Origin of the sequence: Kitasatospora sp. NPDC004723 (assembly GCF_040609255.1) — a bacterium.
Taxonomy (GTDB): Bacteria; Actinomycetota; Actinomycetes; order Streptomycetales; family Streptomycetaceae; genus Kitasatospora.
In genome coordinates this window covers 357711-379726 of record NZ_JBEXJT010000003.1, presented here as the reverse complement: position 1 = coordinate 379726, position 22016 = coordinate 357711, and the positions used below count along the sequence as shown (strand labels likewise).

Here is a 22016-nt window from a genome sequence, read left to right as displayed (position 1 = left end):
GGCCGGCGCCACCTCCCGAGGTCCATCGTCACAGTGCTGTCAACGGTCCGGGCACGGCGTTCCGTGCCCGGACCCATCGACAGCGCGCTGCGGAGCCGGCCGCCGTACTGGCCGGCGTACGACTCCGCAGCGCAGGGGTTTTCAGCTGTCACCGCTGGTCAGCTGTCCGAGCCACCGTCGGCCTGGTCCTTCTTCTCCCCGCCCTTGGCGGCGTCGGAGTCCGGACCGGACGTGGTCTGGGTGCCCGGCTGGGGCTCCGCGACCGCGACCATCGCCGGGCGGATGATCCGCTCGCCGATCCGGTAGCCGGGCTGGAGGATCTGGACGCAGGTGTCCTCGGTGACGTCCGAGGAGTAGCTGTGCATCAGCGCCTCGTGCATGGTCGGGTCGAAGGGCTCGCCCTCCTTGCCGAACTGCTGCAGGCCCAGCTTGGCGACGACCGTCTCCAGCGACTCCGCGACGGACTTGAAGCCGCCCGTCACCTCGCCGTGGTCGCGGGCGCGGCCGATGTCGTCCAGCACCGGGATCAGCGACTCCAGGATGTTGGAGACGGCGATCTCGCGGACCGTCAGCCGGTCGCGCTCGACCCGCTTGCGGTAGTTCTGGTACTCGGCCTGGAGGCGCTGGAGGTCGGCGGTGCGCTCGGCCAGCTCGCGCTTGGCCGAGGCGGCCTCCTCCGTGCCGGAGGCGGCGGAGCCCTCGGCCCCGGCCGCGGCGGCCTCCTCGGCCGCCTTGATCACGGCCTCCTCGGCGGCGGAGTCGTCGCCGGGCTCGGCACCCTGCGGCTTCTCCGTCATGCCGCACCGCCCTTGGGCTTCTCGTCGTCCACGATCTCGGCGTCGACGACGTCGTCGTCCTTGGCACCGGCGTCACCGGCCGCACCCGCGCCGGCCGCACCGGCGGCGTCGGCGTTGGCGTACAGCGCCTGGCCGAGCTTCTGGGCGGTGGTGGAGACCTTCTCCGAGGCCTCGCGGATCTTCGCGATGTCCTCGCCCTTCAGGGCCTCCTTGAGCTCGCCGATGGCGGTCTCGACCTCGGTCTTGACGTCGGCCGGCAGCTTGTCGGCGTTGTCGGCGATGAACTTCTCGGTGGAGTAGACGAGCTGCTCGGCCTGGTTGCGGGTCTCCACGGCCTCGCGGCGCTTGTGGTCCTCCTCCGCGTACTGCTCGGCCTCGCGCATCATGCGCTCGATGTCGTCCTTCGGCAGCGCGGAGCCGCCGGTGACGGTCATCTTCTGCTCCTTGCCGGTGCCGAGGTCCTTGGCGCCGACGTGCATGATGCCGTTGGCGTCGATGTCGAAGGTGACCTCGATCTGGGGCAGGCCACGCGGGGCCGGCGGCAGACCGGTCAGCTCGAACATGCCGAGCTTCTTGTTGTACGCGGCGATCTCGCGCTCGCCCTGGTAGACCTGGATCTGCACGGACGGCTGGTTGTCCTCGGCCGTGGTGAAGATCTCCGAGCGCTTGGTCGGGATCGTGGTGTTGCGCTCGATCAGCTTGGTCATGATGCCGCCCTTGGTCTCGATGCCGAGGGACAGCGGGGTGACGTCGAGCAGCAGGACGTCCTTGACCTCGCCCTTGAGGACACCGGCCTGGAGCGAGGCGCCGATGGCGACGACCTCGTCCGGGTTGACGCCCTTGTTGGCCTCCTTGCCACCGGTCAGCTCGCGGACCAGGTCGGCGACGGCCGGCATGCGGGTGGAGCCGCCGACGAGGACGACGTGGTCGATCTCGGAGAGCGAGATGCCGGCGTCCTTGATCACGTTGTTGAACGGGATCTTGCAGCGCTCCAGCAGGTCGGAGCTCAGCTGCTGGAACTGGGCCCGGGTGAGCTTCTCGTCCAGGTGCAGCGGGCCCTCGGCGGAGGCCGTGATGTAGGGCAGGTTGATCGAGGTCTCGGAGGACGAGGACAGCTCGATCTTGGCCTTCTCGGCGGCCTCGCGCAGACGCTGCAGGGCCATCTTGTCCTTGGACAGGTCCACGCCGTGGCCCGCCTGGAAGACCTTGACCAGGTGGTCGACGATCTTCTGGTCCCAGTCGTCGCCGCCGAGGTGGTTGTCACCGTTGGTGGCCTTCACCTCGACGACTCCGTCGCCGATCTCCAGCAGGGAGACGTCGAAGGTGCCGCCGCCGAGGTCGAAGACCAGGATGGTCTGGTCGTCCTTGTCCAGGCCGTAGGCCAGGGCGGCCGCGGTCGGCTCGTTGACGATGCGCAGGACGTTGAGGCCCGCGATCTCACCGGCCTCCTTGGTGGCCTGGCGCTCCGAGTCGGAGAAGTACGCCGGGACGGTGATGACGGCGTCGGTGACGGTCTCGCCCAGGTACGCCTCGGCGTCGCGCTTCAGCTTCTGCAGGATGAAGGCGCTGATCTGCTGGGGGTTGAAGTCCTTGCCGTCCAGCCCGATCTTCCAGCTGGTGCCCATGTGGCGCTTCACCGAGCGGATGGTGCGGTCGACGTTGGTGACCGCCTGGCGCTTGGCCACCTCGCCGACGAGCACCTCGCCGTTCTTCGCGAAGGCGACGACGGACGGCGTGGTCCGCGCACCCTCGGCGTTCGTGATGACGGTGGGCTCGCCACCCTCCAGAACGCTGACGACCGAGTTCGTCGTACCGAGGTCGATGCCGACCGCGCGTGCCATCGTAGATACCTCCACGGAAGAGTTGAGCTTTACGGGCTCAAGGATGCATGACGATGGCGAGGGCGTCAACAGGGATGAGTCCATGGCGCTCAACTTTGCTGAGTGGTTCGCCCGGAGTGCGGTGACGGCCGCGTCGGCTGTGCGCCCGCGTGACTGCCGCCATACCTTGGGCATCTTCAGGAGAGGTGTTCGCGAACGGTAATGTCCGGCCCGTCGGCGCTGGAAGTTACCGACGAGTACACTCCCCTCGGAGAGACTGCACACCAGTAACACGCAAGCCGCAGGAGACGGAGAGCCGATGCAGCTAGCAGCGATCGTCATCTCGCTGGTCACATTCGTGGTCGGCACCGCGCTCGCCGCTCGTGCGGCGCTGTACATCTACCGGGTGGTGCGGACCGGCCAGCCGGACCCCACCCGCTTCGGGCAGCCCGCGCAGCGGGTGAAGACCGTGGCCGTGGAGTTCGTCGGCCACACCAGGATGAACCGCTGGGGGATCGTCGGCGTCGCCCACTGGTTCGTCGCGGTCGGCTTCCTCACCCTGGGCCTGACCCTGCTGACCGCGTTCTTCCAGCTGTTCGACGCCGAGTTCGTGCTGCCGGTGCTCGGCGGCTGGCTGCCGTACGAGCTGTTCACCGAACTGGTCGGCACCTTCACCACGCTGGGCATCGCGACGCTGATCGTGATCCGCCTGATGAGCCTGCCCGGCCGGGCGGGCCGCAAGTCCCGCTTCGCCGGCTCGATCGCCTGGCAGGCCTTCTACGTCGAGTACACGATCCTCGGCATCGGCCTGTGCATCATGATCCTGCGCGGCCTGGAGGGCGCGCTGGAGAACGTCGGCTCCTACGAGGCCAAGTACCTGATCTCCTACCCGCTGGTGGCGGCCTTCCGCGGGCTGTCCCACGGCACCCTGGAGAACCTGGTCTACCTCTTCGCGATGCTGAAGATCAGCATCTCCTTCGCCTGGGCGATCACCATCGGCCTCAACCCCTCGATGGGCGTCGCCTGGCACCGCTTCCTGGGCTTCTTCAACATCTACTTCAAGCGCGAGGAGGACGGCTCCACCGCGCTCGGCGAACTGCGCCCGATGACCAGCGGCGGCCGGCCGATCGACTTCGAGGACCCGGCCGACGACGCCGTCTTCGGCGTCTCCCAGGTCGAGCACTTCTCCTGGAAGGGCATCCTCGACTTCTCCACCTGCACCGAGTGCGGCCGCTGCCAGTCGCAGTGCCCGGCCTGGAACACCGGCAAGCCGCTCTCCCCGAAGCTGCTGATCATGAGCCTGCGCGAGCACGCCTTCGGCAAGGCCCCCTACCTGCTCGCCGGCGGCGGCAAGGACATGGAGGGCACCGAGCGGGCGACCGCCGAGCAGCTCGCGGACGTCCCCGCGGCGGCGCTGGCCGAGGCCGAGCGCCCGCTGATCGGCACCGCCGAGGAGAACGGCGTCATCGACCCCGACGTGCTGTGGTCCTGCACCACCTGCGGCGCCTGCGTCGAGCAGTGCCCGGTCGACATCGAGCACATCGACCACATCGTCGACATGCGCCGCTACCAGGTGATGATCGAGTCCTCGTTCCCCACCGAGGCCGGCACCATGCTCAAGAACCTGGAGAACAAGGGCAACCCCTGGGGCATGGCCACCAAGGCCCGTCTGGACTGGGTCAAGGAGCTCAAGAAGGAGACCGGCATTGAGGTGCCGGTGATCGGCGAGGACATCGACCCCGCCGAGGTCGAGTACCTGTACTGGGTGGGCTGCGCCGGCGCCCTGGAGGACCGCGCGAAGAAGACCACCAAGGCCTTCGCCGAGCTGCTGCACACCGCCGGCGTGAAGTTCGCGATCCTCGGCAAGGAGGAGTCCTGCACCGGTGACTCCGCCCGCCGGCTGGGCAACGAGTTCCTCTTCCAGATGCTCGGCGCGCAGAACGTCGAGACCCTGAACGCGGCCCTGGAGGACGCCCCGGTCAAGCGGATCGTGGCGACCTGCCCGCACTGCTTCAACACCATCGCCAACGAGTACCCGCAGCTGGGCGGCCACTTCGAGGTCATCCACCACACCCAGCTGCTGCAGCACCTCATCGACGAGGGCAAGCTCGTGCCGGTCAACCCGGTCGAGGGCCTCATCACCTACCACGACCCCTGCTACCTGGGCCGCCACAACAAGGTCTACAGCCCGCCGCGCGAGATCATGGACAAGGTCCCGGGGCTGCGCCAGCAGGAGATGCACCGCCACAAGGAGCGCGGCTTCTGCTGCGGCGCCGGCGGCGCGCGGATGTGGATGGAGGAGCGGATCGGCAAGCGGATCAACACCGAGCGCGTCGACGAGGCGCTGTCCCTCGACCCGGACATCGTCTCCACCGCCTGCCCGTTCTGCCTCGTCATGCTCTCCGACTCGGTCAACGGCAAGAAGAACGAGGGCGCGGCCAAGGAGCACCTGAAGGTCGTCGACGTCGCGCAGCTGCTGCTCGACTCGGTCAAGGCGACTCCGCCGGCCGGGACGGAGGAGCCACAGACCGTCGACGCCTGAGGCGCGGCCGGCGCGGTCCCGGCCGACCCGACGTGGTCGTGAACCGGCCCGGTTCTTCGACAGTTCTGCAACAACCGCCCGGCCCGGGGGGTGCCCACCGGCGCCCGCCCGGGCCGGGCTTTCCGGGTCCGCGGGCCGCGCCGCGGTCACCGGACCGGGCGCCGGGCGCCGGGCCGCCGGGCGGCCCCGCGGTGAGGAGGAAATACAGTAGGCGCCGGACCGGCCGCGAGCCGGTCGATCCGTTCCGGCCCCCGGGACGGCGTACAGCAGACCGACGGAGGTATCGGCCCGCCGGGCCGGGCCGCAGAGAGCACAAGGGGAACAGCGCAGACCATGACCGAGGCGATCATGCTGGTCGGTGGTAAGGGCACGCGACTGCGTCCGCTGACCACCCACACCCCCAAGCCCATGCTGCCCGTGGCGGGCGTCCCCTTCATCGCGCACCAGCTGGCCCGCGCGGCGGCGGCCGGGGTCACCCGCGTGGTGCTCGCCACCTCCTACCTCGCCGAGGTCTTCGAGGACCACTTCCAGGACGGCACGCCCTACGGCATCGAGCTGGTCTACCTGACCGAGCGCGAGCCGCTCGGCACCGGCGGCGCCATCCGCAACGCGGCCACCGGGCTCACCTGCGGCCCCGACGAGCCGGTCCTGGTGTTCAACGGCGACATCCTCTCCGGCGTGGACATCGCCGCCCTGCGCGACGGCCACGTGGCCGCCGGGGCCGACGTCACCCTGCACCTCACCCGGGTCGAGGACCCGCGCGCCTTCGGGCTCGTCCCCACCGACGCGAACGGGCGGGTGCTGGAGTTCCTGGAGAAGCCGGAGACGCCGGAGCAGATCGTCACCGACCAGATCAACGCCGGCTGCTACGTCTTCACCCGCTCGGTCATCGACCGCATCCCGACCGGCCGCGAGGTCTCCGTCGAGCGCGAGACCTTCCCCGAGCTGCTGGCCACCGGCGCGCTGCTGCGCGGCGTCGTCGACACCTCGTACTGGCTCGACCTCGGCACCCCGGCCGCCTTCGTGCGCGGCTCGGCCGACCTGGTGCTCGGCAAGGTCGACTCGCCCGCCGTCCCCGGCCCGACCGGCGACGCCCTGCTGCTGCCCGGCTCGACCGTGCGGGACGGCGCGGTGCTCAGCGGCGGCACGGTGGTCGCCGAGGGCGCGGTGGTCGAGGCCGGCGCGATCGTCGAGGGCAGCGTGATCCTGCCCGGCGCCGTCATCGGGCCGGACACCCTGGTCAAGGACTCGATCGTGGGCGCCTTCGCGACCGTCGGCGACCGCACCGCGCTGGACGGCGCGGTGATCGGCGACGGCGCGATCGTCGAGGCGGACAACGAGCTGCCGAACGGCGTGCGGATCGCCTGCGGCACGCTGCTGCCGGTCGGCGCCGTGCGCACCTCGGCCGGCCCGGGCGGGTGCCCGGCCGGCACCAGCGCCGCGGCGGCGGTGCACGGGCCGAAGGTCGGCGTCCGGGGCTGAGCCCGGGGACGGGCGACGGGCAGGCGGGTCGGCGGTAACAGGCTCGCTGCAAACCGGCCCCGGTCCGGTGCCCGTCCGCCGCGGCGCCCGCCTGGCGGGTACCTTCGGAACGTGGCTGGCAATCGATACGACAGCGGTCAGGGCGCCGACCCCCATGGCGGGTGGTCGGCGCCCCCGCAGCAGCAGGCGGCGCCCGGGGGGTACGGGCCGACGGACGGGCCGGAGTACTTCACCGGCCCGCAGCAGGGGCCGCACCAGGACCCCTACGGCGGTTACGACCCGTACGGTCCGCGTGCCCCGCAGGCTCCGTACCCGGCTCCGCAGCCGGCTCCGCACGCGGACCAGTACGCGGCCGACAACCCGGGCCACACCCGGGCCTTCCCGGTCGGCGCCGACCCGTACGCGGGCGAGCCGTCCTCCTACGGCCGGCCGCCGTACGGTCAGCAGGAGCCGCCGCATCAGGAGCAGTACCAGGAGCCCTACGGCCAGGACAACGTCGCCGTCTACCGGGCCGGCGGCCAGTCCGCGCCGCAGGCCGTCGGCCCCCGGCCGACCTGGCGCGAGCTGCTGGCCGGCCTGTTCCGCACCCCCACCGCGGTCTTCGACCGCACCCGCGACCACCAGGTCTGGCTCCCCGCCGTCACCGTCTCCCTGCTGTACGGCGCCCTCGCCGTGCTCGGCATCGGCCTGACCCGCGACGACGTGGTCAACTCGACCTTCACCGTGGCGCTCACCGCGATGCTCGCCGCCGCGATCGGCTTCACCCTGGCCGGCGCCATGCTCGGCGCGGTCACGTACGGGCTGGCCCGGCAGTTCGGCGGCGACGGCCCGTGGCAGTCCACCGTCGGCCTCGCCGTGCTGATCGGCTGGGTCACCGACGCGCCCCGGCTGCTGCTGGCGCTGGTCCTGCCCGCCGACAACCTGCTCGTCCAGGCCGTCGGCTGGGCCACCTGGCTGCTCTGCGGCTACCTGCTGGCCCTGATGGTCCGCCGGGTGCACGACCTGCCCTGGGGCAAGGCGGCCGGCGCGGCCGCGCTGCAGCTGCTGGCCCTGCTGGTGCTGATCAAGCTGCCGACCCTGGGCTGACCGGGGGCGTCCCCGCGCCGACGGGGACCCTCGGCGACAATGGACGACGGGCCTCGCCTCGCGGGGCCCGTCGCGTTTTCCCGACCACGTTCCTTCCCGCCCTCACCCGACCCTCACCCGCACGGAGCCCGGCATGACCCTCCCCACCACCCACGTCAGCTTCCCGTCCGGGGCGGTGACCGGCGAGTCGACGGTGCTCGCGGTGCACCCGCTGGACGACGGCCGCTACGCCGTGGTCACCGGGGCGACCCCGTTCCACCCGCTCGACCACACCTGGCCCGACCAGCCCGCCGACCTCGGCACCCTCACCGTGGACGGCGTCGAACTGGCCGTCGTCGACTGCCTCACCGGCGCGGTGGGCCCGGACGGCGGCGCGCCGCTGGTCGGCGCCGACATCCCGGTCCGGCGCGGCGACGAGGAGTGGTCCTGGCTGGTCCTGCACGTCCTCGCGGCCGACCCGGGCGACCTCGTCGGCCGCACCGCCGTGCTCGCCGTCGACGCCTCCCGCCGCGGCGCGCTCAGCGCCTCGCACAGCGGCTGCCACCTGCTCGCCCTCGCCCTCAACGAGGCGCTCGCGCCGCGCTGGCGCAAGGACCCGGGCCGCGCCGACGCCTTCGGCCACCCGGACTTCGACAGCCTCGCCATGGCGACCTCGGTGATGGACACCGAGGCGAGCACCGACACCTACCGGCTCGGCAAGTCGCTGCGCAAGAAGGGCTTCACCGCCGAGGCCACCGAGGAGCTCCCGGCCCTCGCCGACGCCCTCCCCGAGCTCACCGAGGCCGTCAACCGCCGGCTGGCCTCCTGGATCGCCGCCGACGCCCCGGTGCGCATCGACGTCCCCGGCCCGGAGCTGACCGCCCGCCGCGAGTGGCACTGCGAGCTGCCCGAGGGCGCGGCGCGGATCTCCTGCGGCGGCACCCACCTGCACCACCTGGGCGAGCTGGCCGAGCTGCGCACCGAGTTGCGGCTCTCCGAGGACGGCAGCGAGCTGGTCGCCGTCACCCGCCCGAAGCGGGCCTGACACGCCGGCGGGCGGTCACCCCTGCCCAGGGGTGACCGCCCGCACCGTGCGCTCCGCTCCGTCCCGCTCAGGCCTGCTCGGACCTGCTCAGACCTGCGTGCGGTGGAAGTTCAGGTAGGACCGGGACGGCGTCGGACCGCGCTGCCCCTGGTACCGCGAGCCGTACCGCTCCGAGCCGTACGGGTGCTCCGACGGCGAGGAGAGCCGGAACAGGCAGAGCTGCCCGATCTTCATCCCCGGGTAGAGCTTGATCGGCAGCGTGGCGACGTTCGACAGCTCCAGCGTGACGTGCCCGCTGAAGCCCGGGTCGATGAAGCCGGCCGTGGAGTGCGTCAGCAGCCCGAGCCGGCCGAGGCTGGACTTGCCCTCCAGCCGCGAGGCGACGTCCTCCGGCAGCGTGATGACCTCGTAGGTCGACGCCAGCACGAACTCGCCCGGGTGCAGGATGAACGCCTCGTCGCCCTCCGGCTCGACCAGCCGGGTCAGGTCCGGCTGCTCCTCGGAGGGGTCGATGTGCGGGTAACGGTGGTTCTCGAAGACCCGGAAGAAGCGGTCCAGGCGCACGTCGATGCTCGACGGCTGGACCATCGTGGGGTCGAACGGATCGATCACCACCCGGCCGTTGTCGATCTCGGCCCGGATGTCCTTGTCAGAGAGCAGCACGCTTCGAGGTTACGTGCACGACGCGGCCCCGGACGAATCGCCCGGGGCCGCGGCCTTCACATCTCTCCCGTCCCCGCCCTCGTCAGGCGAGGAACTCCGCGGCCTCCAGCCGCAGCGCCCGGGCCAGTTGCGGCTCGGACAGCTCCCGTACGTCGGCCAGCACCGAGCTCCGCAGCCGTCCGCACTGCGGACACCTGATCAGCCGACCGGGCCCCAGCCGACCGGGTCCGAGGTTCTGCATCGGGAACGTGGTGGTGCTGAACAGGTGCCCCTCGGCACAACGAACGACGGCGCGCTGCTCCATCGGTCCCCTTCCCATCCTTACCCCAGTACTCACCCGTACTCGTCGCCCCGAACGGCGGAGCCCCCGGGACCAGCGTCACATTAGGGGATGTACCGGACATTCCACACCAAGGCTCGCCGCCCCGCGCCCACCCACCGGGGCACTCTCACGCGGCCCACACAGTACGCCTCCACCCACCCCCCGCGCCTCCGCCGCCACCCGCGGCCACCTGTGCAGCCACCGTCACGGATGGGGTACAGTGAGGGGCAGATCGAGCGGTCTCTGACGGCTCATCAGGCGGGCGTAGTTTAATGGTAGAACATGAGCTTCCCAAGCTTAGAGCGCGAGTTCGATTCTCGTCGCCCGCTCCAGTATCGAAAGCCGCAGGTCAGATGACCTGCGGCTTTTGTGTTGTGCGGAGTGGGGTCAGGGGTGGGGTGGGGTGCGGGGGAGAGTGCGGATGGGGCGGGTGGCGAGGAGGGCGGTGGCGGTGAGGAGGGCGGTGGCGGCGCCGAGGAGGAGGACGCGGTCGGTGCCGAAGGCGTGGGTGGCGGGGCCGGCCAGGGCGCTGCCGAGGGGGTACATGCCGACGGAGCCGGCGACCTCGTAGGCGTGGACGCGGTTGAGGACCTCGCCGGGGACCTGGGTCTGGACGCTGGTGGCCCACATGACGCCCCAGACGCCGATGCCGGCGCCGACCGCGACCTGGGCGGCGGCGAGCAGCCAGACCGGCCAGCCGAGGACGATGCCGAGCGGGTAGAGGGGGTAGGCCAGCATCGCCACGGCTCCGGCGGCGAGCGGGCGGGCGGGCTTGTAGCGGATCGCCAGCAGGCCGCCGGCCACGGTGCCCGCGCCGAGGGCGCAGTTGAGGAGGCCGAAGGCGGTCGCGCCGTACCGGGGGACGATGACGCCGGCGGCCACCGACAGCTGGGGGCCCCAGGAGAGCACCGCGAAGACCATCCAGATCACGATCACGCCCCAGAGCCAGCTGCGGGCGCGGAACTCCCGCCAGCCGACGGCGAGGTTGTGCCAGATGCTCCCGCCGGGCGGCGGGGCGGGCACCGTGCCGAGCCGGAGGGTGAACAGGCAGGCGGCGCTGGTGCCGTAGGCGACGGCGGAGATGACCATCACCCAGGCGGTGTCCCCGAGTCCGACCAGGACGCCGGCCAGGGCCGGGCCGCCGAGGCCGGTGAGCGCCTCGGAGGTGCGCAGCACGCCGTTGGCGCCCTGGACGTCGCGGGAGACCAGCGGGACGGTCGAGGAGGCGCCCGGCTGGAACATCGCGTTGGCGGTACCGGCCACCACCAGCAGGGCGTACAGCTGCCAGAGGTGGTCGATGCCGTGCAGGAAGAGCAGGGCGAGCAGCACATGGGCGGTGAGGTTGGCCAGGTCGGCGGCGATCATCATCCGGCGGGCGGTGAACCGGTCGGCGAGCACGCCGCCGAACAGCACCAGACCGGCGAACGGGCCGACCAGGAAGGCCATCGCGTACCCGGCGGTGTCCAGGCCGTACCCGCCGCTGAGCAGGCCGGCCGAGACCGCGACCGGCAGCATGGCCCAGCTGAGCAGGCCGGCGCTGCGGGCGGTGAAGTAGTAGCGGAAGTTGCGGGACCAGATGGCCGGTTCGGCGGTCGGTGGTGCCGCGGTGGGCCGGTGGGTCAGGAGGTCGTCCATGGGCGTTCGATCCCTCGGGGCGCGGGGTTGATGATCACACCGTAGGGAGCGGGTCTGGTGGGGTTCCGGGAGCCGGACCGGAGGCCGGGAGGGAGCGGGCGAACGCGGGCGCACCGGTGCTGACCTGCGGTTCCGTCACCGGAGCGGCGGTCGGAAGGGCGGACCGGCAGAACCGTGGAAACTGCCGGACCGCCGGTCAGCGGATCCCGGATCCGCCCATCGCCCGGGAGAGCCGCAGCGCCTCGCGCCAGTGTCCGAACGCCGGGCCGCGCGCGCCGAGGGCCGACTGCGCGTGGCCGAGTGCCAGCTGACTGCGCGCCTCGCCCGGCCGGTGTCCGGTCTCGCGGTGCACGGCGAGGGCGGCGTGCCCGGTCTCCAGGGCGGCCCGTGGCTCGCCCAGCCGGACCCGGACGCGGGTCAACGCGTCCAGCGCGTTGCCTTCGAGCATCCGGAACCGCGCCTCCCGGGAGAGCACGAGGGCGCGCTCCGCGGTGCGCAGGGCGGCCCGTGGCTCGTGGCAGGTCCGGACCGTCGCGAGGCCGACGAGGGCGGTGGCCTGCGTGAAGCGGTCGCGCACCAGCTCGGCGAGGCGCAGCGCCTCCCGGTAGCTGTCGGCCGCGCCCGCCGGTTCGTGGGCGCGCTCCTGCGCCGCGCCCAGCGCCAGGAAGGCGTTGGCCTCCAGGGCCCGGTTGCGCAGCGTGCGTGCGATGGCGAGCGCGGTGCGGGCCAGCTGCCGGCCGGTGGCGTGGTCGCCCAGGTCGGTGTGGGCGCCGGAGAGGCCGTTGAGTGCCACGGTCTCGCTGTACTTGTTGCCGCTCCGCAGGTGGACCGGCAGGGCCTCGCCGAGCACCCGGATCGCGTCGCCGGGGCGGCCCAGCGCCCGGTGGACGATCCCCAGGTTGGTGTGCGAGACCGCCTCCGCGCGGGCCGCGTCGAGGGCGTGGAAGTGCCCGGCCACCCGGGAGAAGTGGTCGGCGGCCTCGTGCAGCCGGCCGAGCCTCCAGCAGATCAGGCCGAGGGTGGCCTCGTCGTCGGCGTCGGTGTCGGTGTCGGTGTCGGCAACCTCACCCGCGGGGCGCTCCGGGCCGTCGGGGCGGTCGGGCCGGGGGCGGTGCAGCAGGGCGGCGGTGGCGAGCTCGGCACAGTCGCCGGTGTACATGCCGGTCGAGAGGTAGCCGTGCAGGTTCTCCGCGAGCCGCCGGGCGACGGCGATGAGACCGGCGTCGGACGCCTCCAGGACGGCGCCGGCCAGGTTCTCGCGTTCCTCCTCCAGCCACCGCGCCGCCCGGCCGTGGTCCGGGAAGGGGGGTGCGGCCGGCGGCGTGCGGGAATCCGGGTCCGGGGCGGGGGCGGTGGGGAAGAGCAGCCGGGCCGCCGCGTCGGCGTGCCGCAGGTACCAGCCGAAGAGCCGCTCCCGGGCGGCCTGCGCCTCGGTGTCGCCGGCCAGTTCGCGGGCCAGTTCGCGGGCGTAGGAGCGCAGCAGGTCGTGCAGTCCGAACCGGCCGGCCGCCCGCTCCTGCACCAGGTGGGCGTTGGCCAGGACCGCCAGCAGTGCGGCGGACGCGGCCGGGGCCGAGTCCGCGAGGGCGGCGGCGGCGTCGGCGGACAGGTCCGGGCCGGGCATCAGGCCGAGGAGCCGGAACATCCGCCGGGCCGCGGGCGGCAGCGCGCGGTAGGAGAGGTCGAAGGCGGCCCGCACCGTCGAGCGGTGGTCGCCCTCGACGTGCAGCCGGCCGAGGACGCCGCCGCCGGCCAGCTCGGCGCAGTAGTCGGCGATTCCGGTGCCGCGGGAGACCAGGTTGGCACCGGCGATCCGGATGGCGAGCGGCAGGCCGCCGCAGAGCCGGACGAGTTCGACCGCGGCCCGCTCCTCGGCCGCGACCCGGCACTCGCCGACGGTGCTGCCGAGCAGCCGGCGGGCCTCCTCCGGGCCGAGCACCTCCAGGGCGAGCTGGCGGGCGCCGTCGCCGGCGACCAGTCCGGCGAGCCGGCTGCGGCTGGTGACCAGCACGGCGCAGCCCGGGGCGCCCGGGATCAGCGGCCTGACCTGCTCGGCGTCGCGCGCGTTGTCCAGCACGATCAGCATGCGCCGGTCGGCGAGCAGGGTGCGGTAGAGCGCCGCGGCCTCGTCCCGGTCCGCGGGCAGCCGGTCGGGCCGGACGCCGAGCGCCCGGAGGAAGCGGGCCAGGACGTCGTCGGGGCTGAGTGCCGGGAGCCGGGAGTGGCCGCGCAGGTCGACGAACAGCTGTCCGTCCTCGAAGTGGGCGCGCCGGGCGTGCGCCCAGTGCGTGGCGAGGGCGGTCTTGCCGATGCCGGGTGCGCCGACCACCGCCACCAGGTGCGGACGGCGTGCGGGGTCGGTCGCGACGAGGGCGTCCAGCTCCTCCAGCTGCCGCCGCCGGCCGACGTGGACGCCGGTGGCGGCGGGCAGTTGGGCCGGCCGCGGGGCGGTCGGCGCCGGGCCGCCGACCGGTGCGAGCGGCAGTTGCCGGCGCAGCACCCGCAGCTGGGCGTCGTGCACCTCCGCGCCGGGCGTGATGCCCAACTCCTCGTCGAGCCGGGCGCGCAGGCGGCCGAACACGGCGAGTGCGGCGGCCTGTTCGCCGCAGCTCGCGAGCGCGAGCATCAGCCGGGCGTGCAGGCCCTCGTGCAGCGGCTCGGCGTCGACCAGCTCCGACAGCACCGGGACGGCCTCCGCGGAGCGGCGCAGCAGCAGCGCCGTGTCGGCGTGCAACAGGACGGCCCTGAGCCGTCGTTCGCCGGCCGCCACGGCGGCCGGGTGCCGGCGCAGCGCCGGGTCCGCGTCCGCGAGCACCGGGCCCCGCCAGTACCGCAGTGCCTGCGTCAGCGCCCGGTACGAGGCCTCCGGGTCCGGGGTGCGGCGCAGGCGTCGCGCGTCGTCCAGCAGTTCGTCGAAGCGGCCGAGGTCGATCTGGTTCCGCGGCGCCTCCAGCAGGTAGCCGGTGGGTGTGCGGACGACGGTCGGCGCCGGGGCGGTGCGCGGGCCGTCCGGCGCCAGCAGTCGGCGGACCTGGCTGACGTAGCCGTGGACCAGGCTCCGGTGGGAGTCGGGCGGCCCGGACGGCCAGAGGGTGTCGGTGATCTCCTGCCGGGTGGCGGGCGCGGGGTGCTTGAGCGCGAGCAGGCCGAGCAGCCGGCGCAGCATCGGGCCGGTCACCGGGACGGTGGTCCGGTCGTGCCGGAGGACGAGCGGGCCGAGGATCAGCAGCCGCGGCCGCCCGGCGCCGGCCACCGGTTCGGCCGGGTCGGCGGCCAGCAGTTCCGCCAGCTCGCCGTCGGTCAGCCGCAGGGCCTCGGCCAGCTGCCGCAGGGTGCCCGCCCGGGGGCGCCGGACCCGCCCGTGTTCGAGGTCGCGCAGCGCCCTGGTGCTGACCCCGGCCCGCGCCGCGGCCGTCTGCTGACTCAGCCCGGCCCGCCTGCGGAACGCCTGGAGCCGCGCCCCGAACGCCTCCGACCCGCCCCCCGCGGCCGTCGCCGTGCCCTCCGCCATGGCGTCCCCTTCGTCCGGTGATCAGTGTGGACCGGAGCAAACCACCGGGCAAGCGACGGTCGGTTCGCGACGAGGGGTGCGGCTGGCCCGCCGGGACGGCCCGGGACGGCCACGGTCTGGTCGGCATCCGGGAGCGGGCCGCGCTCCACGGGGGGCCGAGGCGGGGCCGCTGCCCGGCGGCGGATTCCGGGTGCTGGTGCGGCTTCCGATCGCCGGACGTCGGCCGGTGGCCGTTCCGGCCGCCGGCGTGGTTGCCGCGCCCTCCGCGGACGAGTGCGTTGACGAGTGCGTCGACGAGCAGACCGCAGTGACGCTGTGACGATCAGGGTGATGATCGCCGACGACGAACCGCTGGTCCGTGCCGGGTTCGGGGTCCTGGTCGAGTCCGCCGACGATCTGGTGCTGGTCGGCGAGGCGGCCGACGGACGGGCCGCGGTGGACCTGGTCCGGGAACGGCGTCCGGACGTGGCGCTGATGGACATCCGGATGCCGGTGCTGAACGGCATCGACGCGACCCGGGAACTGCTCGCGTGTTTCCGGTACGCCGAGGAGGTTTCCAGAGACGTGCGGGGGCGGCGTCCGGCGGCGGACCGATCCGCGCGGTCTGTCCCGGGACGGATGCCGGCCCCGCCGGTCGGCGGGGGCCGCGCGGTTTCGGGGCCCGCAGCGTCAGGGGTCGGGGGCCGGTGGGGGCAGGGGGCGGTGGGGTCAGGGGCGGGGGTAGAGGCGGAGGAAGGCCTGGACGCCGGTCGCGACGGTGGTGTGGAGGGCGGCGTCGGAGATGGGGACGGCGCCGTAGAAGGACTGGTCGGCCGCGCCGCTGAAGGTGAGCAGGGTGAAGTGGGTGGCGGCGAGGTCGGGGTCGTCGAGGGTGAGCAGGCCCTGGGCGGCGAGGCGGGCGAGGTGGTCGGCGAGGTCGCGCTGGGAGGCCAGGGGGCCGGCGGCGAGCCAGGCGGCGAGGACGTCGGGCGGGATGTTGCCGGCCTCGGCGCGGATGGTGCGGCCGAGCGCGTAGTGCTCGCCGGCGGCCAGGACGGCCTTGGCGCGGTCGACGGCGAAGGCGACCAGGTCGGCCTCCAGATCGACGATCTTGTGCAGGTGACGGTCGGCCAGGCCGGCGATGATCTCGGTGAGTTCGCCCGCGGTCTCCAGGGCGACGGAGAGGAAGAGCTTCTCCTTGTCGCCGAAGTGGTTGTAGATGGTGCGCTTGGAGACGCCGGCCTCGGTGGCGATGGCGTCGACGCTGGCCCGGGTGTAGCCCTCGCGGCCGAACACCGTGCTCGCCGCGCGGGCGATGGCCAGGCGTTTCTCCGGCATGCGGCGTGAACCGGCGGTCGATGCCGGGTTCGCTGTGCTCATCGGCGGGTCCCCTCCTCGGCGGATTGCACTACCCGGTGCAGTTTACCGGCCGGAGCGGCTTCGGCACGGGGGCGGTGAGGGGTTGGTGGGGGATCGGTGGGGGTGGCACGGGAAGCAGGGAGGCGCGGAGCGAGTCCCCCCGGACCCGCTCCGCGCCGCGTCGACGCGCGGCTCTCCGCCGCTCCCCCCGATCGCCCCGGACTCCCGCCGTCCCCCCTGGCGCCACTCTCCGGCGAGAGCGTTCCGCACAGGCCCGGCAAGCCCCCTTGAGGTGGGGCGTCGTTGATCGTTACGGTAACAAACCGCGTGGTTGGTTTGTCAATGCTGAATTCCTGAAGCGTCCCACCCTCGGGGATCTCGGCCCGGATGGCAAGCGGGGAGCTGACGGTGCGGGGAAAGCGCTGGTGGGGCCGGTAGTTCGGGCACCGGAGCCGGGTGGCGCGGGTCCGGCGGAACCGTTTGTTCGGAATCAGACAATCCGAACGGAAGGTCGGTATCAGCGGAGCAGCCGGCGCTCCTTGGCGACGGCCACCGCGCCGGCCCGGGTGTCGACGCCCAACTTGGCGTAGATCCGGCCCAGATGGGTCTTGACGGTCGCCTCGCTGATGAACAGCGCACGGGCGATCTCCCGGTTGCCGAGCCCCTGGGCGAGCTGGGCCAGGATGTCCGTCTCGCGCTCGGTGAGCTGCGGTGCCGGGGCCCGCATCTGCGCCATGACCCGGGAGGCGACCGGCGGCGAGAGCACCGTGCGCCCCTGCGCGGCCGAGTGCACCGCGGCGAACAGCTCCTCCGGCCGCTCGGCCTTCAGCAGGTACCCGGTGGCACCCGCGCCGATCGCCCGGGTGATGTCGGCGTCGGTGTCGTAGGTGGTCAGGACCAGGACGTGCGGGCCGTCCGGGGCCGCGGTGATCCGGCGGGTGGCCTCCACACCGTCGATGCCGTCGCCGAGCTGGAGGTCCATCAGCACCACCTGCGGCGCCAGCCGGGCGGCCAGTTCGACCGCCTCCTCACCGCTGCTCGCCTCGCCGACCACCTCGATGTCGCCGGCGCTGGCCAGCAGGGCGAGCAGGCCGGCCCGGACCACGGCGTGGTCGTCGCAGACCAGCAGCCGGACCGGCGACGGGGCAGGCGTGGGGTTCATCGGACGGCTCCAGTGCCTAGGGGCGGTCGGGGGTGAGCGGGATCGCCGCGGAGACCACGGTGCCCTCGCCGGGGGCGCTCTCCACGGTCAGCGTGCCGCCGAGCTGACGCAGCCGGGCGCGCATGGCCGGCAGGCCGTGCCCGCGGCCGGAGGGATCGGGCGAGGCGGAGGGCCGCGCGGAGGGGGAGGGCGAGGGGGAGGGGGTGGGCGATGGCGAGGGCGAGGGGGAGAAACCGCGGCCGTCGTCGGCGATGTCCAGGACGGCCTGGTCGCCGAGGAAGGAGAGGGTCAGCGCGGCGGCCGAGGCCCCGGCGTGCTCACGGACGTTGGCCAGCGCCCCCTGGGCGATCCGCAGCAGCGCCGACTGCGCGGCCGCCGGCAGCGGCAGCGGCGTGCCGTCCAGGTGGAAGCGGACCGGCAGCCCGCTCTCGGCGGACTCCCGCTCGGCGAGCGAGCGCAGCGCCTGGTCCAGGGTGCGGCCGTCGGCGAGTTCGGCGGGCGCGAGGTCGTGGACGAAGCGGCGGGCCTCGGCGAGGTTCCGGGCGGCCACCTCGGCGGCGGTGCGGACGTGGCCGCGGGCGGTCGCCGGGTCGCCGTCCCAGGTGCGGTCGGCGGCCTGGAGCAGCATCTGCTGGCTGGACAGCCCCTGGGCGAGGGTGTCGTGGATCTCCATCGCCAGCCGTTCGCGCTCGGCCAGCGTCCCCTCCCGCCGTTCGGTGGCGGCGAGCTCGCGCCGGGTGCGGACCAGGTCGGTGATCAGCACGCGCTGCCGTTCGGCCTGCCGCTCCATGTACAGGAAGACGCCGGTGGCCAGTGCGGCGACGGCGGGCGGCAGCAGGACGAGGTTGGCGTCCAGCGGGCCCGGCAGCCGGACCTCGCCGACGACCACCAGCAGGGTGAGCGCCGCCACCAGCGGGATCGCTGCCGGTGTGGGCAGCGTCCGCAGGGCCGTGTAGACCAGCGGGACGGCGCACCAGGAGAAGCTCGGCGCGATCAGGACCAGGACCACCCAGAGCACCGTGACCGCGACCAGCGGCCAGGGGCGGCGGCGCTGCCCGGGGGCGGGCGGTCGGCGGTGGGCGAGCCAGGAGCCGAGCGGCTGGACGACGGCCAGGGCGATGCTCAGGCCGAGCACCCAGGGGATCCGCGGATTGCCGGAGTGGTGGGTGAGGTAGCGGCTGAGCGAGGTGGCGAGCAGGAGGAGGAAGGCGGAGTCGAGCAGGACGGCCAGCCGGCCGGCGTCCGGGTCGGGGAAGGCCAGGACGGGAGCGGGGGCGGGGGCGGCAGCGGCGGCAGCGGGGTCGGCGGGGTCGACGGGGGAGGGGCCGGGGTGGTGCACGGGGCCGCTCCTCGTTCCGTCCGGGCCGTCCGGGCCGTCCGGGCCGCGGCGATCCTTCGATGGTGGCCCGCCCGGTCGCCGCCCGCATCGACCGATCGGCTGACGGGTCTGTCGTCCATCATGCCCGGACGCCGTGTCCGGACCGCCGATGTGGCACCGGGGGGCCGGAACGGAGGATCGGATCCGACCCCACCACCGCCATCCGACGAGGAGCCGGACCATGAAGAAGACCTCCGTTCGTGCCAAGGTGCTGACCGGCACCGTCGCCGCGGCCGCGCTGGCCGCCGCCACCGTCGGCGCCGTCTCGGCCAGCGCCGAGGCCACCGACACCCCGGCCGTCACCGCCGCCGCCGTCAAGACCGACGCCCAGAACAAGAACCTCGCGCAGAGCACCGGTCTGACCATCGAGGCCGCCACCAAGGCCGCCCAGGCCACCCTGGACGCGGCGGCCAAGGCGGGCCAGCGCGTCTCGGTGGCGGTCGTCGACCGCGACGGCGTCACCCGGGTGCTGCTCAAGGGCGACGGCGCCGGCCCGCAGTCGCCGGAGTCGGCGGTGCGCAAGGCGTTCACCGCGGTCTCCTGGAACGCGCCCACCTCGGAGCTGGCCAAGCGCCTCGCCCAGGCCCCGAACCTCAAGGACATCCCGAACACCCTCTTCCTGGCCGGCGGCGCCCCGGTGCAGTCCAAGGGCGCGCCGGTGGCGGGCATCGGTGTCGCGGGCGCGCCCAGCGGCGACCAGGACGAGCAGTTCGCGCAGGCGGGCGTCGAGGCGCTCACCAAGTAGTTCCCACCGAGGACTGCCGGCCGCGCCGAGGGCGTGCGGCCGGCCCGCGCGCCGGGGCGGACCCCCGACCTCCCCGGCGCGCCCCGCCTCCCCGGCGGGTTCCCCGTACGGGTGAAGGTCGTGCGGGTCGCCGCAGAACACGGGGTCGGCCGCCGAAAAGCCGCTGCCGCTGTCGGTGCCGCATGGCAGGCTTCCCGCTATGACGGCGTGGACCCTCAACGACATCGAACGTGCGATCCGCTCCTCCTGGGGTGTCGACACCTGCGCGCCCGAGGACCAGGCCCACTGGCGTGCCGACGACCCCGCCCACGGCCAGTGCCGGGCGACCGCCCTGGTGGTGCACGACCTGCTCGGCGGCGAGCTGATGATGGGCGAGGTGTACACCGGCGGGGTCCGCACGGACCTGCACTGGTGGAACCGCTCGGCCGCCGGCGCCGAGGTCGACATGACCCGCGCGCGCTTCGGCCCCGACGAGCGGGTCGGCCCCGGCCGGCCGGTCGCTCGTCCGCAGCGCCCGGGCCGGCTGCAGGCCCAGTACCAGCTGCTGCGCCACCGCGTCCTCGCCCAGCTGGAGGCGGGATCGGCGGACGGACGGCACGCCGCGGCGGCCTGACCGGACGGCGCCCCGCCCGATCGGAGGGCTGACGTAGAGTCGGCTGGTCGTGGCCGGACGATCTCTCCGGCCACCGGGCGACAGCGGGAGCGTGTGCGATGAGCGGGTTGACCGTCGGCTTCGTCGGACTGGGCGCGATGGGCCGGGGCATGGCCACCAGCCTGCTGAAGGCCGGGCACACCGTCCGGGTCTGGAACCGCTCGCCCGAACCGGTGGCCGCCATGGTCGCCCGCGGCGCCCGGGCCGCCGACGGACTGGCCGAGGTCTTCGCGGCCGACGCGGTCGTCTCGATGCTCGCCAACGACGCCGCCGTGGAGCGGCTGCTGCTCGACCCGGCCCTGCTGGAGGCCGCCACGGCCGGTGTGCACGTCAACATGGCCAGTGTCTCGGTCGCCCTGGCCGAGCGCGCCGAGGCCCTGCACGCCGAGTACGGCATCGGGTACGTCGCCGCGCCGGTGCTCGGCCGCCCGCCGGTGGCGGAGGCCGGCGAGCTCAACATCCTGGCCGCCGGGAGCGCGGAGTCGCTGGCGGCGGTCGAGCCGCTGTTCGCCGCGATGGGCCGGCGCGTCTGGCACTTCGGGGAGCGCCCGCGCCAGGCCAACACCGCCAAGATCAGCACCAACTTCCTGCTGGCCTGCGCGATCGAGTCGATGGCCGAGGCGTGCAGCCTGGCCGAGGCCAACGGCGTCCGGCCGACGGACCTGATCGAGATGCTCACCGGGACGCTCTTCCCCGGCCCGATCTACTCCGGGTACGGCTCGATGGTGGCCGAACGCCGTTACGAGCCCGCCGGGTTCAAGCTGCCGCTCGGGCTCAAGGACGTCGACCTCGCGCTCGCCGCCGGTGCGGCGACGCATGTGCCGCTGCCGTTCGGCAGCGTGCTGCGGGACGCGTTCCTGGACGCGCTGGCGCACGGCGACGGCGAGAAGGACTGGGCGGCCGTCGCGGCCGTCGCGCGCCGTCGGGCCGGGCTCCCGGAGTAGCGCGGGCGGGACCGCCGGCCCGCCGTAGGCTCGTGATCCTCGATCGATCCGCAGTCCGTACGGGGGTCCCGATGTCCCAGCCCAGCGGTCGCGCCGACGCGCGCCGGTCCTTCCTCTTCCTGGACGCCGGCACCCGCGCCGACGGCAACTCCGCACGGCTCGCCCGGCTGGCCGCCGAGGCGAGCCTGCCGGCCGGCGCCGACCAGCGCTGGCTGCGGCTGGCCGACCACCCGCTGCCGCCGTTCGAGGACCTCCGGCACACCGGGGACGGCCGGTACGAGCCGCCCACCGGCCATGAACGCACCCTGCTGGACGCCACCCTGGCCGCCACCGACCTGGTCTTCGTGGCGCCGCTGTACTGGTACGCGCTGCCGGCCGCGGCCAAGCACTACCTGGACCACTGGTCGGGCTGGCTGCGGGTGCCCGGCGCGGACTTCCGCGCGCGGATGGCCGGCGGCACCGTCTGGGCGGTCACCGCGTACGCCACCGAGCCGGACAAGGCGGAGCCGCTGATCGGCACCCTGCGGCTCACCGCCGAGCACCTGGGCATGCGCTGGGGCGGCGCGCTGCTCGGCCACGCCAACCGGCCGGGCGACGTGCTGCGCGACGAGCGGGCGCTGATCGCCGCCGAGTCCTTCTTCGCGGACGCCCGGGTCCTGTCCCAGGCGTAACGGCGGCGGGGGCGCCGGGCCGTCCGGTACCGTCCTTCGGACGTGTACCGGTCACCCTCGCGTCACCTGCCGGTCGGAGCCAAAAGCCCCTTCCCGGGGCAGAGTTGGACCAACCGGGCAGGAGCCGCCGGGCAGCCGCCGGAAAACGGCACCCCCGTTCCGGCGCTGCCGGAGGCTTCGGTAGTCTCCGACGGACTTTCAGCTTCGCGGGGGGATCGCGGCTCGAACGGCCGCCCGGTCCTTC

16 protein-coding genes, 1 tRNA gene and 2 pseudogenes are annotated in these 22016 nt (G+C 73.8%); 10 read left to right on the top strand and 9 right to left on the bottom strand.

Annotation, left to right across the window (positions count from 1 at the left end; genetic code table 11):
- Positions 1-158: 158 nt before the first annotated feature.
- Together grpE and dnaK are read right to left on the bottom strand one after the other, a co-directional pair.
- A complete protein-coding gene (gene grpE / locus ABZW10_RS06450) occupies positions 159-797 on the bottom strand; it encodes a nucleotide exchange factor GrpE (RefSeq protein ID WP_355360817.1) in 639 nt (212 codons plus the stop codon).
- Positions 794-2638, bottom strand: a complete 1845-nt coding sequence (dnaK, locus tag ABZW10_RS06445) for a molecular chaperone DnaK (protein WP_355360814.1) — start codon at positions 2636-2638, stop codon at positions 794-796. Before dnaK ends, grpE begins: the two co-directional genes overlap by 4 nt.
- A gap of 298 nt (positions 2639-2936) precedes the next feature.
- On the opposite strand from dnaK, the gene ABZW10_RS06440 reads away from it, so the two are divergent.
- The 4 genes and pseudogenes from ABZW10_RS06440 (at position 2937) to ABZW10_RS06425 (ending at position 8751) form a co-directional block, all read left to right on the top strand.
- Positions 2937-5159, top strand: a complete 2223-nt coding sequence (locus tag ABZW10_RS06440; RefSeq protein ID WP_355360811.1) for a (Fe-S)-binding protein — start codon at positions 2937-2939, stop codon at positions 5157-5159.
- A gap of 333 nt (positions 5160-5492) precedes the next feature.
- Positions 5493-6566, top strand: a pseudogene (locus ABZW10_RS06435) (NDP-sugar synthase); the annotation flags it as partial.
- A 186-nt stretch (positions 6567-6752) separates the two neighbouring features.
- Complete coding sequence (locus tag ABZW10_RS06430) at positions 6753-7727, top strand: YIP1 family protein (RefSeq protein ID WP_355360808.1); 975 nt, start codon at positions 6753-6755, stop codon at positions 7725-7727.
- 133 nt (positions 7728-7860) lie between these two features.
- Complete coding sequence (locus ABZW10_RS06425) at positions 7861-8751, top strand: metal-dependent hydrolase (RefSeq protein ID WP_355360805.1); 891 nt, start codon at positions 7861-7863, stop codon at positions 8749-8751.
- Positions 8752-8838: 87 nt separating this feature from the next.
- Here the strand turns inward: ABZW10_RS06425 and dcd are convergent, their stop codons facing one another.
- On the bottom strand, positions 8839-9414 hold the full coding sequence (gene dcd / locus ABZW10_RS06420) for a dCTP deaminase (protein ID WP_355360802.1): 576 nt from the start codon (positions 9412-9414) through the stop codon (positions 8839-8841).
- An 82-nt stretch (positions 9415-9496) separates the two neighbouring features.
- Positions 9497-9718: a hypothetical protein gene (locus ABZW10_RS06415; protein WP_199839558.1), complete on the bottom strand. Its 222-nt coding sequence runs from the start codon at positions 9716-9718 to the stop codon at positions 9497-9499.
- A gap of 276 nt (positions 9719-9994) precedes the next feature.
- Here ABZW10_RS06415 and ABZW10_RS06410 point away from each other — a divergent pair.
- Positions 9995-10068, top strand: a tRNA-Gly gene (locus ABZW10_RS06410).
- A gap of 55 nt (positions 10069-10123) precedes the next feature.
- On the opposite strand, the gene ABZW10_RS06405 is transcribed toward ABZW10_RS06410, so the two are convergent.
- Together ABZW10_RS06405 and ABZW10_RS06400 are read right to left on the bottom strand one after the other, a co-directional pair.
- Complete coding sequence (locus ABZW10_RS06405; RefSeq protein ID WP_355360799.1) at positions 10124-11371, bottom strand: MFS transporter; 1248 nt, start codon at positions 11369-11371, stop codon at positions 10124-10126.
- A 196-nt stretch (positions 11372-11567) separates the two neighbouring features.
- Complete coding sequence (locus ABZW10_RS06400) at positions 11568-14882, bottom strand: BTAD domain-containing putative transcriptional regulator (protein ID WP_355360796.1); 3315 nt, start codon at positions 14880-14882, stop codon at positions 11568-11570.
- 330 nt (positions 14883-15212) lie between these two features.
- Between ABZW10_RS06400 and ABZW10_RS06395 the strand changes: the two are divergent.
- Positions 15213-15395, top strand: a pseudogene (locus ABZW10_RS06395) (response regulator transcription factor); the annotation flags it as partial.
- A gap of 195 nt (positions 15396-15590) precedes the next feature.
- Here ABZW10_RS06395 and ABZW10_RS06390 read toward each other — a convergent pair.
- From ABZW10_RS06390 to ABZW10_RS06380, 3 genes are all read right to left on the bottom strand, one after another.
- Positions 15591-16199, bottom strand: coding sequence for a TetR/AcrR family transcriptional regulator (locus ABZW10_RS06390; protein ID WP_355360793.1), 609 nt, complete (start codon positions 16197-16199; stop codon positions 15591-15593).
- A 538-nt stretch (positions 16200-16737) separates the two neighbouring features.
- Positions 16738-17382: a response regulator transcription factor gene (locus ABZW10_RS06385; protein ID WP_355360790.1), complete on the bottom strand. Its 645-nt coding sequence runs from the start codon at positions 17380-17382 to the stop codon at positions 16738-16740.
- 16 nt (positions 17383-17398) lie between these two features.
- Complete coding sequence (locus ABZW10_RS06380) at positions 17399-18643, bottom strand: sensor histidine kinase (RefSeq protein WP_355360939.1); 1245 nt, start codon at positions 18641-18643, stop codon at positions 17399-17401.
- 298 nt (positions 18644-18941) lie between these two features.
- On the opposite strand from ABZW10_RS06380, the gene ABZW10_RS06375 reads away from it, so the two are divergent.
- The 4 genes from ABZW10_RS06375 (at position 18942) to ABZW10_RS06360 (ending at position 21772) form a co-directional block, all read left to right on the top strand.
- The gene (locus tag ABZW10_RS06375; RefSeq protein ID WP_355360787.1) at positions 18942-19505 is read left to right on the top strand and encodes a heme-binding protein; all 564 of its coding nucleotides are present in this window, start codon (positions 18942-18944) and stop codon (positions 19503-19505) included.
- A 199-nt stretch (positions 19506-19704) separates the two neighbouring features.
- Entirely contained in the window at positions 19705-20118 is a 414-nt protein-coding gene (locus ABZW10_RS06370; RefSeq protein ID WP_355360784.1) for a hypothetical protein, read from the top strand.
- Between the two features lie 98 nt (positions 20119-20216).
- Entirely contained in the window at positions 20217-21101 is an 885-nt protein-coding gene (locus tag ABZW10_RS06365) for an NAD(P)-dependent oxidoreductase (protein WP_355360781.1), read from the top strand.
- Positions 21102-21172: 71 nt separating this feature from the next.
- Positions 21173-21772, top strand: coding sequence for an NAD(P)H-dependent oxidoreductase (locus tag ABZW10_RS06360; protein WP_355360778.1), 600 nt, complete (start codon positions 21173-21175; stop codon positions 21770-21772).
- Positions 21773-22016: the final 244 nt, after the last annotated feature.